At 65.7% G+C, this 12938-nt stretch carries 15 protein-coding genes; 5 read left to right on the top strand and 10 right to left on the bottom strand.

Translation table 11 applies throughout. The annotated features are described in order from the left end of the window. Positions 1-100: 100 nt before the first annotated feature. The gene (locus ACSFDB_RS10695) at positions 101-295 is read right to left on the bottom strand and encodes a hypothetical protein (protein ID WP_440770972.1); all 195 of its coding nucleotides are present in this window, start codon (positions 293-295) and stop codon (positions 101-103) included. 114 nt (positions 296-409) lie between these two features. On the opposite strand from ACSFDB_RS10695, the gene ACSFDB_RS10700 reads away from it, so the two are divergent. Next, positions 410-1369 (top strand): cobalamin-binding protein, encoded by a 960-nt coding sequence (locus tag ACSFDB_RS10700; RefSeq protein WP_440770973.1) that lies wholly within the window; start codon positions 410-412, stop codon positions 1367-1369. Beyond that, positions 1366-1818: a desampylase gene (locus ACSFDB_RS10705; RefSeq protein WP_440770974.1), complete on the top strand. Its 453-nt coding sequence runs from the start codon at positions 1366-1368 to the stop codon at positions 1816-1818. The genes ACSFDB_RS10700 and ACSFDB_RS10705 overlap by 4 nt, the downstream gene beginning before the upstream one ends. Positions 1819-2029: 211 nt before the next feature. On the opposite strand, the gene ACSFDB_RS10710 is transcribed toward ACSFDB_RS10705, so the two are convergent. After that, positions 2030-3547 (bottom strand): sulfatase family protein, encoded by a 1518-nt coding sequence (locus tag ACSFDB_RS10710; RefSeq protein WP_440770975.1) that lies wholly within the window; start codon positions 3545-3547, stop codon positions 2030-2032. Between the two features lie 247 nt (positions 3548-3794). On the opposite strand from ACSFDB_RS10710, the gene ACSFDB_RS10715 reads away from it, so the two are divergent. Then, positions 3795-3989, top strand: a complete 195-nt coding sequence (locus ACSFDB_RS10715) for a hypothetical protein (RefSeq protein ID WP_440770976.1) — start codon at positions 3795-3797, stop codon at positions 3987-3989. 101 nt (positions 3990-4090) lie between these two features. On the opposite strand, the gene hisS is transcribed toward ACSFDB_RS10715, so the two are convergent. Further along, entirely contained in the window at positions 4091-5389 is a 1299-nt protein-coding gene (hisS, locus tag ACSFDB_RS10720) for a histidine--tRNA ligase (protein WP_440770977.1), read from the bottom strand. A gap of 167 nt (positions 5390-5556) precedes the next feature. Here hisS and ACSFDB_RS10725 point away from each other — a divergent pair, with 167 nt between their 5' ends. Next, on the top strand, positions 5557-6597 hold the full coding sequence (locus tag ACSFDB_RS10725) for a sensor histidine kinase (protein ID WP_440770978.1): 1041 nt from the start codon (positions 5557-5559) through the stop codon (positions 6595-6597). A 44-nt stretch (positions 6598-6641) separates the two neighbouring features. Here ACSFDB_RS10725 and ACSFDB_RS10730 read toward each other — a convergent pair whose 3' ends face one another. The 4 genes from ACSFDB_RS10730 to ACSFDB_RS10745 all read right to left on the bottom strand — a co-directional run bounded on the left by ACSFDB_RS10730 (position 6642) and on the right by ACSFDB_RS10745 (position 8678). Continuing rightward, positions 6642-7028, bottom strand: a complete 387-nt coding sequence (locus ACSFDB_RS10730) for a DUF7987 family protein (RefSeq protein ID WP_440770979.1) — start codon at positions 7026-7028, stop codon at positions 6642-6644. A 142-nt stretch (positions 7029-7170) separates the two neighbouring features. Beyond that, positions 7171-7764, bottom strand: coding sequence for a DUF7411 family protein (locus tag ACSFDB_RS10735; RefSeq protein ID WP_440770980.1), 594 nt, complete (start codon positions 7762-7764; stop codon positions 7171-7173). Further along, positions 7764-8120 carry a DNA-binding protein gene (locus tag ACSFDB_RS10740; protein ID WP_090311093.1) on the bottom strand — a complete coding sequence of 119 codons (357 nt, stop codon included), beginning with the start codon at positions 8118-8120 and terminating at the stop codon, positions 7764-7766. The genes ACSFDB_RS10735 and ACSFDB_RS10740 overlap by 1 nt, the downstream gene beginning before the upstream one ends. A 105-nt stretch (positions 8121-8225) precedes the next feature. Further along, a complete protein-coding gene (locus ACSFDB_RS10745; protein WP_006089553.1) occupies positions 8226-8678 on the bottom strand; it encodes a 30S ribosomal protein S19e in 453 nt (150 codons plus the stop codon). A gap of 195 nt (positions 8679-8873) precedes the next feature. On the opposite strand from ACSFDB_RS10745, the gene thiL reads away from it, so the two are divergent. Then, on the top strand, positions 8874-9770 hold the full coding sequence (gene thiL, locus ACSFDB_RS10750; protein WP_440770981.1) for a thiamine-phosphate kinase: 897 nt from the start codon (positions 8874-8876) through the stop codon (positions 9768-9770). An 18-nt stretch (positions 9771-9788) separates the two neighbouring features. On the opposite strand, the gene ACSFDB_RS10755 is transcribed toward thiL, so the two are convergent. The 3 genes from ACSFDB_RS10755 to ACSFDB_RS10765 all read right to left on the bottom strand — a co-directional run bounded on the left by ACSFDB_RS10755 (position 9789) and on the right by ACSFDB_RS10765 (position 12787). Further along, positions 9789-10952, bottom strand: coding sequence for a site-2 protease family protein (locus ACSFDB_RS10755; protein ID WP_440770982.1), 1164 nt, complete (start codon positions 10950-10952; stop codon positions 9789-9791). Positions 10953-11438: 486 nt separating this feature from the next. Then, a complete protein-coding gene (locus tag ACSFDB_RS10760; RefSeq protein ID WP_440770983.1) occupies positions 11439-11678 on the bottom strand; it encodes a DUF7123 family protein in 240 nt (79 codons plus the stop codon). 257 nt (positions 11679-11935) lie between these two features. Beyond that, positions 11936-12787, bottom strand: a complete 852-nt coding sequence (locus tag ACSFDB_RS10765) for a molybdopterin synthase (RefSeq protein WP_440770984.1) — start codon at positions 12785-12787, stop codon at positions 11936-11938. Between the last annotated feature and the right edge of the window lie 151 nt (positions 12788-12938).

Here is a 12938-nt window from a genome sequence, read left to right on the forward strand (position 1 = left end):
CAGGATCCTACCCAGAAGAGGCCGTTGCTTTTGATCACACGCCACCGGACACGGCCAGTACGATGAGAACCACCACGACGTCGGTATGCCGTGCCACCAGTCAATCGGTCGCACCGATACCGAACAGGGCGATGCACGCACAGATCGCGATAGTTCCGACGACGAGATAGAGCGTACTCGTCGTCTGTTCCGGTGCGATGTCGAGCACTGCATCTGCGGCGAGTGCGGTCATGAGTACCCAAAACGAGTAGTGGCCGGCTTTATCGACGACGCGTTGCGGTGGTCGCGCGAACATATGTTCACAGATTAGAGAACAATCATAAAATACGTTATCTCGTTTTTCGACAGCATACTCGAGGTTCGTCCCCGGGACGCTGCCGTTTTTGGTTCCACAGGCCCAACAGCGAGTATGCGAATCGTCACGACGCTCCCCTCGGCGACCGAAACCGTGGCCGCCCTGGGCATAGAGCCGGTCGCCACCTCCCACGAGTGCGACTATCCGCCCGGCGTCGAGGACCTGCCGTCTGTCACCGCCTCGAGGATCGACGCCGAGGCCTCGAGCGGCGAGATCGACCAACAAGTCCTCGACAACTCCGAGGCGGGCGTCTACAGCGTCGACACGGACCTCCTCGAGTCCCTCGAGCCCGACCTGATTGTCACGCAGGGGATGTGCGACGTCTGTGCGGTCGACGAAGTCGTCATCGCGAACGCCGTTAACAAAATCGACGCGAACCCCGAAATCATCACCACCGACCCCCACAGCGTCGCGGACGTCCTCGAGGACCTCGAGCGAATCGGTCGGGCCACGGGCCGCGAGGACCGCGCCCGCGAGGTCCGCGCCGACCTCCAGTCACGGATCGACGCCGTTCGAAATCGAACCGCCGACCTCGAGGCTGACGACCGACCTCGAGTCGCCATCTTCGATTGGACCGACCCAGTCATGATCGCGGGCCACTGGACGGCCGACCTGGTCGAATGGGCCGGCGGGACGTACGGGCTGGCCGACTCGGGGGAGCGCTCGAGACCTCGCGAGTGGACCCAAATCCGCGAGTACGACCCCGAACTGATCGTCGTCGCGCCCTGTGGGTTCGGCCTCGCACAGACCGCCGAGAACGCGGCGGATCTCACCGCACGCGAGGGCTGGGAGGAGCTTACAGCGGTTCGGGAGGGCCGCGTCTGGGCGATGGACGGCCACCACTACCTCAATCGGCCGGGACCGCGGCTGGTGGACACCCTCGAGGCGCTGGCGCCGATCGTCCAGCCCGAACTGTTCGACGAGGGAGCGCCGCCAGTCCCGCTCGAGGAGGTCGCCGTCCCCTTCGAGACGCTCGCGGATCGGTCCGCGGCTGACGTGCGGCCGGAGCCGTGACCGACGATCCGGGCTCGGAGTCCGGGCCCGAACTCGTCGTTCCCACCGAGATCCGTGATCGAATTCTCGAGCGCGCTCGAGACGGAGTCCCCGAGGAAATCTGCGGGATCTTCGGCGGCGAGTACGATCCCGACGGCCGGAGCCGCGTTCGTTCGCAGTATCCCGCTCCGAACGTCGCCGAGACGCCACGCACCCGGTATCGGATCGATCCCGAGGCCCAACTCGAGCTCTTCGAGCGCCTCGAGAGCGATGGCGAAGAGATCGTCGGCTTCTACCACTCCCATCCGCGCGGGCCGCCGCGGCCGAGCGCGACCGACGAAGCGCAGGCGACCTGGCCCGGTCGGTCGTATCTGATCGTCTCGCTCGAGCCCCTCGAGGTCGGCTCCTGGCGCTGGCGGGAGGAAGAAGGTGCGGGTCGATTCGAACAGGAGTGTCTCGTTCTCGAGTGAACGCCGGCGACCGCGACAAGCGTCCTGCTACCGTGGCAACGGGGAATTTCCACGTCCTCCCCAACCGACTCGCTCGTTCACTTCGTTCACTCACTCGTCCCTCACGCAATGTCGTCGACAGACCCTCACCGCGTTCGGGTCCGTCGACAGCGCGCGCCACCGCACGTGGATAGTCGGTGATCGACGTGGACGGTCGGTTGGCCGGGTGTCGTCACGACGCGTTTCTGAGCACGTCCGGCACCCAGCCCTGATTCGGATCGTCCGTCTCCGCCATCCACTCGATTAGCCGCTCTCGCATCTCGCGGCGCACCTCGTCGTACTCGGGGTGGTCGATCAGGTTCTGTAGCTCGGCGGGGTCGCCCTCGAGGTCGTACAACTCGTCAATATCCGGTCCGTTGTAGACGTACTTGAACCGCCGCGTCCGGACCATCCGCTGGGTGTAGAGGCCGAACTCGTCGCCGTGGTACTGCGCGAAGACGGAGTCGGGTCGGTCTCCGGTTGCGGCTTCGGGATCGCCGCCGGACTCGAGCAGCGGCACGAGACTCCGCGAGTCGAAGCTATCCGGAACCGCCACGTCGCCCATCTCAAGGAATGTCGCCGCCAGATCGTGGAGATGCACGGGTGCGTCACAGACCGATCCCGGCTCGACGACGTCGGGCCAGCGCACCTGCAGCGGGATCCGATAGGTGTCGTCGTACATCAGCGGTCCCTTGTTGAACTGGCGGTGGCCGCCGACGAAGTCGCCGTGGTCGGAGGCGTGGACGACTGCCGTCTCGTCCGCGAGCCCGTACTCCGCGAGCGCCTCGAGAATCCGCTCGAGTTGGTCGTCGATCAGCGTCACGAACCCCCAGTACTTCGCGGTGGCTTCGGCCCAGTGCTCCCAGTCGAGCCCGTCGGCGCCGCGGTAGTGGAGGTAGTTCTCGTGGACCTGCGGTTTCCCCTCGAAGGTTTCGGCGTAGCTCGCGGGCGGTTCGATCGCGTCGGGATCGTACATCGAGGCGTAGGGCTCGGGGACGACGTAGGGGTGGTGCGGACCGTAGAAGTCCGCGCGATGGAAAAACGGGGCGTCGTTGCCCTCGCTGTCGGTCTCGCCGTCCGATCGACCCCCCGCGGCGTGGGCTTCGATCGCGTCGATCGTCCGCTCCGCGAGAAAGTACGCGCGGGTCTCCTCAACGTCGACCGGCGTTGTGGCGGCCACGAACGTTCCCTCGCTGGTGTCCCTCGGATCGCTACCGGTGTAGAGTTCCTCCTCGAGGTCGACCTCGCCCAGCGGCACGCCACGTTCCTCGCGGTACTCGCGGAACACGTCGTCGATGTCGTCGTGGTGTGTGTCGCTGCCGCCGAGATACGAGAAGCCGAAGTCCTCGGGGGTCTGATCCCGGCCGACGTGCCACTTCCCGGTGTAGCTGCACTCGTACCCGCTCTCGGCCAGCGCTTCCGAGAACGTCTCCGTACCGGCCGGCAGATTCGGCCGAATCGCGTCGGCCTCGTGGCTGTTGTTGAGCATCCCGTGTCCGTGGGGGAACTGCCCGGTCATGAGCGACGCGCGGGCGCTCGTACAGATGCTGATCGGCGTGAACGCCCGCGAGAACCGCATGCCCTCGCTCGAGAGCCGATCCAACGTCGGCGTCTCGACCGGCGGCCCGTCGGGGGCGCTACAGTCGTATCGCTCCTGATCGGTGAGGACGAAGAGGACGTTCGGACGAGTGTCGATGTCGGCGTCGGCCATCGGGCGTCGTACACCGACGCCGTAGTTAACGCTGGGGGCTGCAGCGGATGCGATCGGCGGTTTTCGAACCGGACTCGATCTGTGGCGGCCACGTCGCCGCGTCGCGATCGCGGCTTCGGCGACTAGCCGCTCGTCTCGGAACTCCAACCGATCGCACACCGAGTCGACCGACCACGCGTCCCCGGAGTAAAACTCCCGCCCATATCAAGGCCGACCGTTGAGTCGGTCGGTGCCAAACCGATGAACCGTGCCGATCGCGTACTGTGCGGCGTGTGAGTGGGAGCGACGAGCGGACGAGGACTCGAGCACCGATCTCAACCGGGCGATGATCGACCACTACGTCGAGACCGGCCACGGCCCGGTCGAACGGCTCGACCTCGCGGACTCGCTCTCGACGCTATCGGCGCGTCACGACTCCTGGGACCGTCACGAACGCGAGTAACCGCTGCCGAAAGACAGGGAGCGGCCGCGGACGGCTCCGTGCTCGTGACTCCCGAGCCGACCAGTCACCGGTCGAGATCGGTGACCGTTGACCGAGGTACCCTACTCGAGATCGTCGAACGTCGGTCGCTCGAGGTCCCCGGGGAACGAGTCGACCGGTACCTGCGTCTGGTCGCCCGATTCCATATCCTTGATCGTCACCTCGTCGTTCTCGAGGTCCTGTTCGCCGACGATGACAACCGTCTCGGCGTTGATCGAGTCGGCGTAGTTCAACTGCGCGCCGAAGGATCGACCGGCGACGTCGGTCTCGACGACGTGACCCTTCCCGCGCAGCTCGCGGGAGATCCGAGCCGCCTCGGATCGCGTGTCACCGATCTGGAGGACGTAGTAGTCCGTCGTCACCTCCTCCTCGGGCCAGACGCCCGCGCGCTGACAGAGCAGGGAGAGCGTTGCGTGACCGGGCGCGACGCCGACCGCGGGCGTTGGCTGGCCGCCGAAGCTCTCGATCAGGTCGTCGTAGCGGCCGCCGCCGAAGATCGACCGCGAGACCTCGCCGGTCGAGTCGAAACACTCGAAGACGACGCCGGTGTAGTAGTCGAGCCCGCGCGCGGTCTCGAGCGAGATCGTACAGTACTCGCGGGCGCCGAAGTCCTCCGCCGCGGCGAGCACGTTTTGGAGGTTCTCGACGGCGTCGGTCACGCGCTCGGTGTCGGCGAACGACTCGACATCCTCGAGGTCGCCGCCCGCGATGAGGTCGGCGAACTCGGCGGCCTGATCGGCGGTCAGGCCGGCGCCGATCAGCAGGTCGTGGTACTCGACCTGCGAGAGCTTGTCCGATTTGTCGACCGCGCGGATCGCCGCCTCGACGTCGACGTCGGTCTCGTAGCTCTCGAGGACGCCGCCCAGAATATCTCGGTGCGAGATTCGGAACTCGAAGTGCTCGCCCGTCAGACCGAGGCCGGTCAGCGCGTCGGCGGCCCACGCCAGAATCTCGGCGTCGGCTTCGGGCTCCGAGGAGCCGAAGATGTCGACGTTGGTCTGGTAGAACTCGCGCTGGCGGCCCTGCTGGACCTGCTCGTAGCGCCAGAACGGCCGCGTCGAGACCCACTTGATCGGCTTCGAGAGCGCCTGCTGTTTCGCGACGACCATCCGCGCGACGGTCGGGGTCAGCTCCGGCGTGAGCGTGACGTGGCGGCCGCCCCGGTCCTCGAACGAATAGAGTTCGTCGACGATGTCGTCGCCGCTCTTGTCGGTCCACAGCTCGGCGCGCTCCAAGGCCGGCGTCCCGATCTCGCGGAAGCCGTAGCCGCGAGCGGTCTCCTCGACGACGTCGATGGTCGCCCGTCTGGCGGCCATCTCGCCGGGATAGAAGTCACGAAAGCCCTTGATCCGGTCGTACATGCTCGTCCGTTCGGGCACGGCGAACTTCTATCCTGTTATTCCCGAACGGCTGGGGCATCGATAGCGGTAGCCGCCCCTTTCGTACGGTGTTCCCGGCGGTTATTTCCACCTCGGTCGCGCTGAGATACTCCCGTAAATTGATATCTTTCTGGGTGGTCCGTGGGCCTGTGCAACCCACTGCGGACGACGACTGGGTCGCCGAGATCGGCGACCAGCTTCCGGTTTCACCGCTGTCGCTCCTCGGATTCGTCCTCGCGGCCACGATCGGCGTCCGGATCGCCGGCGAGAGCGCCTCGAGCCAGGCGCTCCTCGAGAGCGTCTTTCCGCTCGTGACCGCGACGGCGGTCGTCCTCGCCGATCGCTTTCTGGTGGCGATGGACGTCCCGATACGCGACCGACTCACGGTTTTCGCCTACGCCCTCGGCGGCTTTCTCGCCGCCGTCGTCGTGACGTCCCTGCACCTCTACATCGCCTACCTCGAGGGGACCGGCGCTCACGCGCCGCTGTACTTACTGTTGATGGGCGGGACGATGGGCGTCGGTGCCGGCACCGTCGCCGGCGTTTTCGATATCAAACAGCGGGCGGCGACCCGCGAGGCGCGACGCCAGAGCGACCGCCTCGAGGAGTTCGCACGCGTGGTGAGCCACGACCTTCGGAACCCGCTCAGCGTCGCGCGCGGTCGCCTCGATGCCGCGTTTCGGACCGGCAGCGCCGACCACTTAAAAGAGGTCGACGCCTCCCTCGAGCGGATGGACGAACTGATCGAGGCGTCCCTGTCGGTCGCCCGCAACGGTACGCAGGTCGAAGAGACCTACGCGGTGCCGCTGGTCGAACTCGCGAGCGACGCCTGGTCGGCCACCGCCACCGGAGACGCGACCTACGAAGTCGTCGACTCCCGGACACTGCAGGTCGATCCCCTGCGCACGAAACAGCTCTTCGAGAATTGCTTCCGTAATTCCCTGGATCACGGACGAGACGACGTTCACGTCCGCGTCGGGTCCTGCGACGGCGGCTTCTTCGTCGAAGACGACGGTCCCGGCATCCCCGAGGACGAACGCGACAAGATCTTAGAACAGGGGTACTCGACCGCGAGGGACGGCTCGGGGCTGGGACTGGCCATCGTCCGCGCCATCGCCGACGCCCACGGCTGGTCGATTACAGTCACCGAAAGCGAGGAGGGCGGAGCGCGGTTCGAGTTCACTCGCTAGCGTCATCGTGCGTCGATCGCGCCGCCATTCGACAGGGGCGTTCGTCACGTCGGCCGGCCGTAGTCAGTGTGGTTCAAAATCAGGTACGGTGGAACGGTGGCGACGGCGAGACAGAGGGCAAAGACGACTCCTCCCGAGGCGTCGGTGAACTCGAAGAGTGCGAGCATCAGTCCGGTTGCGAGCAGGGCGAAGGCGGCGAAGAGCTTGTTTTCAGCGGTTACCAGTCCCTCTCGTTTGACGGCGATATACAGCGAAACGGCCACGAGGACGACTGTCCCGGCGAGTGCGGCGACGAGGAGCCGAAACCAACCCGTTAGCAGCCCGGCCCAGAATCCGATCCCGACGGCCATGTATCCGACTGCAAGCACGGTCGTCGCCAGCCGCCCGGTGAGAAACTCGCTGTCGGCCGTCGTCGACTGTTCCGTGGGCATATTTCGAGACTGTCCGTCAGGGATAAATAACTTGATGTCAGTGACATCCATTGACCCGGAAGGCCGGGTTCACCGACGACACGGAACGTGCTGGTTCTGAATGTGACTCAGTACGGAAAGTACAGCCACAGCGGGAAGACGCCTACTCGAGGACGCCCGTCACGTACGTCTGCGTGTGATCTGGGAAACACTCCGCGATGGCACCGGGACCGGCTTCGTCGGCGATGATCGCCCGTAGCTCCGCCTCATAGTCGGCTCGATCGATCTCCTCGCTCGGACCGACGACGACCTCGAGCTCCGCTTCAACCAACCGATCGACGGCGGTCCGTCCGAATCCCGATAGCGGGGCGATGTAGTCGACGTCGTGGCGGTCCTCGAGGCTCTGGGCCTGCGCGCGCGAGACCGTGGGGACGCGGTCGTCACGCCGGGTGCCGTCCGCGATGGCGTCGTACTCCCGTTCGGCCAGCCGCTCTAAGGCGTGCAGGTGGACCTGCTGGATGCCGTTGCGGGGGAAGCCGTCCTCGCGGATCGTCCCGGCAGCGTCGCGAGCGACGTCGGGATCGAGTTCGAGGCGTTCGAACTCGAACTCGAGGGCCGCGGCCGTCTCGCGAGCGTGAGTCCAGTCGTCACTGATGCCGAAGTGTGCCGTCACGAGGGTAACGTCGTAGAACTCCTCCAAGAGCAGCGCTGCGAGCGTCGAATCCTTGCCGCCGCTGTAGAGAACCCCGAGCTCCATCAGCGACGCGTGATGTCGAAGCTCTTCGAGTCGGGCTTTAACTCCTGGAGGAGCTTCTTCATCTTGTCGTCGTCGATCTTACCCTGGATGCGTCCGCTCTTGGCCAGCGTGACGACCTGACGCTCGACCTGCTCGCCGAACTGGGGCTTGCTCATTTTGACCGTGTTGAGCCGTTTCCGGGCGTCGTCGGTCAGGTACTGGCGCAGGAGGGCCTTCTTCTGGGCTTCGGCCTGCTGCTGGGCCGCTTCCTGGGAGGCGCCGCCCTGGCCTTGCTGGCCCTCGGCCTGTTCCTGTAGCTGCTCCATTTTCTTCTGTCGGAGCTCCTCGAGTTTCTCCTCGTCGGGTGAACCACTCATAGGCTACTGTTGTGTTCCACGGTGGAAAATGATTACGGACGAGACGTGCGACTGCCGGTGCTCGAGGGGACGTTCGGTGAGAAAAGCCGGTCTCGCGTCGCGTCGTTACGCGTAGCGCTCGAGTTCCGGACGGTCGAGCTCTTCGAGGACGTTGCCGGCGGTGTCGTCGAGCAGGCTCTGGCCCGCGGGCGTGATGCGTCGGCCCTCACCCTCGGCGGTCTCGACGAGATCCTCTTCCTCGAGCTGCTGGAGGATGGTGCGGATCAGGTTCTTCGAGCCGTCGGCGCGCTTGTCGGGGGCGACCTGGTAGCGGTTCGAGGTCTTGCCGCCGCCGTACTCCGTCGAGAGGCGCTCGACGCCGACGGGGCCGCGGTCGGAGACCTTGCGCAGGAGGCTCGCGGCGCGGGTCGCCCAGAACTGCTCCTGTTCCGGTGGGAGTTCGCGATCGACACCGCTCTTTACGAACTTACCCCAGTCGGGTTCGTCGAGCCGTTCCTCGAGATCGTCGGCGAGCGCCTCGATGAGGTCGTCCGCCGGAACGTCGTACATCGTAGCCATTGGCGTGTGGTTTCCGTCCGCGGCATTTAAGGCCATCGTATTCTGCCGGTGTGTCGCGGTGCGTGCGGAGTGTGTACACGGGTTTCACGGGCTCCGCGGGGGCGACTCGAGACTCGCCCTACGGAGTCGAGGTCGGTTCCGCTCTCGCGGCCGCAGCCCGGACCGTTTTTCGTGCTGGACTCGAAACGCCCCAGTATGGACGAACGCGCCGCGCTGGCGCTGCTGGAACGCGAGCTCGAGTCCGCGGGCGACGACGCCGCCGTCGTCGACGGGCTCGTGATCACGACGGACATGCTCCACGAGCGGACGGACTTTCCGGCCGGCACGACCCGCTACACGGCGGGCTGGCGGGCCGTCGGGGCCTCGCTCTCGGACGTCGCCGCGATGGGCGCCCAGGCGACCGCGGCCGTCGCGGCCTACGCGGCCCCCGAGTTCGACGCCGAGGAACTGCTCGCGTTCGTACGCGGCGCGAGCGACGTCTGCGAACGCGTCGGCGGCGAGTACGTCGGCGGCGATCTCGACGGCCACGAGGAGTTCACCGCGACGACGACCGCGATCGGCAACACTGACGATCCCGTCTACCGCAGCGGTGCGACCCCCGGCAACGTCGTCTGCGTCACCGGGACGCTGGGCCGCAGCGCCGCCGCACTCGAGCTGTTCGAACGCGGCACGCGTCATGACGACCCGGACGCGCTCGAGCGCGCGAACGAGCTGTTCCGGTTCGAGCCGCGGGTCGCGGCCGGTCGAGCGCTCGCCCCCCACGCGACCGCGATGATGGACTCGAGCGACGGACTCGCCCGCTCGCTGCACCAGCTCGCCGACGCAAGCGACTGCGGGTTCGAGATCGACGCCGAGACGATTCCGATCGACGACGCCTTGCGCTCCGTCGCCGCGACCGACGACGAGGCGCTCGAGCGCGCGACGACCTTCGGCGAGGACTTCGAACTCGTCGTCACGCTGCCCGAGGACGCAGTTGAAACCGTACAGTCGGCGCTCGCGGTCGATCTGTCGGTGATCGGCTCCGTCACCGCGCGCGAGAACGGAATCACGATGGACGGCGAGGCGCTCGAGGATCGCGGCTACACGCACTAATAGCGGAGTGACGCTTCGTTACGGGATGATCTCGAGGGGAACGGGCATGAAACAGAGCGCACCGAGCCCGAACGTGAGGACCCCTACGAGGAGCCTGCCGGTACCGAGACGCTCGTCGGTGACCGGGCGGGCAGCCCCCGCCGAGGCGAAGAGGGCGGTCAGGCCCCCCCATAGGATCCAGATGAACACCGACTGGAACCCGTAGCCGCCGACGAAGTAGAGGTAGCCGGCGAGTGCGATCAGCGCGGTCGGAACGATCGTGCTGACGAGCGCGTGGAACTCGCCGGCCATCGCTCTGAGGATGTGGCCGCCGTCGAGTTGGCCCACCGGGATCAGGTTGAGAAAGGTGACGAACATGCCGACCCAGGCGCCGATGACGACCGGGTTGACGTTGCGCGTCGGGTCGTCGGCGTACATCGGCTGATCGACCGCCCACGCGAGCAACTCGAGCATCGGCGGGATCCCGAGTCGGAACCCGCTCCCGTCGGCTTCCTCGAGAAGCGGCTCCGGAACGGTGACGGGCGGCATATGCAGCCCGATAATCGCGACGGCGATCGTCGCGACCAGCCCGGCGAGCGGGCCGGCGACGCCGATGTCGAACAGCGCTTTTCGGTCGGGCATCTGTCCCTTCAGCTTGATCACCGCCCCCATCGTCCCGATAATCGTCGGGATGGGGATGAAATACGGTAACGAAGCGTCGACCTCGTGATACCGGCTCATCACGTAGTGGCCCAGTTCGTGGACGCCGAGTACCCCGAGAATCGCGAGCGAGAAGGGCCACGCTTGGAGCATTGCCGCCGGATCGGACAACGGATCGAGCTGCGGATACCACCACAGCGCGCCGACGAACAGCGTCGAGACGACCGTCGCCAGCAATAACAGGACGTTCGTCCATGGGATCCCGTCGATGCCGAGGTCGATCGGCTCGGCGACGAGCACGTAGTCGCCGTACCGGGTGGTCAGCTGCGGATCGTAGCCCGCCTTCCGGAACGCGGGCCACAGCTCGCGCATCGCCTCCTCGGGATGTACCCGCGGATCGCCGTAGTAGATCAGCTGATCGCCCTCGGTTCGGATCTCGTAGATCGTAAACACGGACTCGATGCGCTCGAGCGGCGGCCCCGCGTCGAGCGACGAGCCGTTCGTCCGCGCGGATCCGAACTCGGACGAGTCGACGTCGTCCATCATCGATGGTTCAGGGTCTCCTCGTATAAATCGCCTGTCGTCGGCGGCGCCGACTGGTATAGTAACAACTGAAACGATTCACACACCGATCGCACAGCTCACGGGTCACGTTCGTTCCCCGTTCGCTTTGCCGCGGTTCTCGCTCACTTCGTTCGCTCGCGGGTCACTCCGTTCCCCGCTCGCTTTGCCGCGGTTCTCGCTCACTTCGTTCGCTCCGAACCGCGTACGCTCCGAACCGCGCTTCCCTCCTGCGATCGGGTGTACATTGACTTTCAGTGGCTACTATCGGTTGCACTACGGATTCGAAACGAACGGGCCGGACGGAAGGGGGTGGCCGACCCGATAAGGGTGCTGCGGGGACTTCAGGGACCGTGCCGATCGCGGTGGAGCCGCGCTGGCACGCAGGGTGTGGGTGGGGTGGGTGTAGCGGGGATCGGGGGAGATCCGTCGCGTCGTGGCCGGAACGGCCGATCGACACGATCTGCGTCAGGCGGGGGCGACGCGCCAGGTGGTCGCGCTCGTGTAGGACCACTTCTCGATCTCGAGGTCGCTGACCGAGTCGGAGAGTTTGACCATCAACGCGCCGATCTCTTTGGGGGACATGCCGACGTCGTCCGCGATGAACTTGCCTTTGAAGTACAGCTCGCCGTCTTCCGCGCGGTTGCGCAGGTAGTTCGTGAGGCGACGTTCTTTGCTTTCCGTGGAGGGTTGGGCTGTCGTGCTCATCGACAACAATGGCTTGTAGGGGGAATATGTTATAAAGGAAGGATGGTTAGCGGCGTTTCGTTTGTGTTCAGGGATTTGGGGGGTAATCGACGTTTTATTCTCGGTAATGATAACTTCTCTCGGGCGACTAGACAGCTCGAGACGTTTTAAAACCGTCGCTAATCTATTATCGCCGTCAAAACACTCACGGGTATTAGAATATCCTTTTTCGAGAGGCTTGACCTATTTTGAACGAATCATTCACGGAATCAATACTCTTACGGTCGCTCGTGAACCCAGAACTCGTCGTCGACTGTCACTTCCTTCTTGAACAGCGGAACCTCGTCTTTCAGCCGGTTGATTCCGTCCTCGACGGTTCGAAACGCCTCTCCGCGGTGGCCGGCCAACACGACGACGAAAACGATGTCCTCGCCGTCTTCGACGACGCCGGTCCGGTGGTAGAGTTCGACCTCGAGGACGCCGTCGCGCGCCTCGAGATCGGTCTCGAGGGCGGCCATGCGCTCCTCGGCGATCCCCTCGTACTTCTCGAACTCGAGGTACTGGGTGCGCGCGTCGTCCGCGTCGTCTTTCGCGCGGACGCGGCCGGTGAAGGTGGCGATCGCACCGGATCGCTCCGCCTTCGGCGAGCGTTTGACGCGGTCGGCGAGCGACTCGAGAGTTTCGTGGGGGTCACAGTCCTCGAGGGCGGCCAGCACGGCGTCCGGATCGAGGTCCCCGGGCGCTTCGACGGCTGCGATCACGCGGTCGTCGTTTTCGTCCGCTGGAGCAGCCGCTGTCTCACCGTCCGCGCCGACGACGACGGTGGGGTGGCGGAGCCCGTCGACGCCGACGACGACGGCGTAGTCGCAGTCGACCGCGAGCTGGTCGACGACGCTGTCGATCGTCATTCCCGTTCCGGAAGCCGTCCAGTCCCCGTCCGCGCCGAGTTCGTAGCTGACGTCGCCGCCGACGGTCAGCGAGTCGTGGGCCTGTATCCCGTCCGCGATCGTCGCGTCGTACCTGACGACGCCGACGCGTCCCTCCCGCTCGAGTCGATCGACGAGTCGGTTGACGACGCGTTCGAGCGCGTCGTCGCCCGCCCCGTGGTCGCAAACGCCGAGTACGTACATGTTCCAACCGAGGTGCTCTCGGACTTTGTAGCTGTCGACGCCGATTCACGTCGCGGGGAGTTACGCCGCTCGCGGTCGCGTTGAGACCGTCCTTCGGCATTCGCTCCCGTGTTCGTGTGAGACACGCGCGCTGCCTCTCAGTTGGCAACCC

The sequence above is a fragment of the Natronorubrum amylolyticum genome, assembly GCF_052040145.1.
GTDB lineage: Archaea > Halobacteriota > Halobacteria > Halobacteriales > Natrialbaceae > Natronorubrum.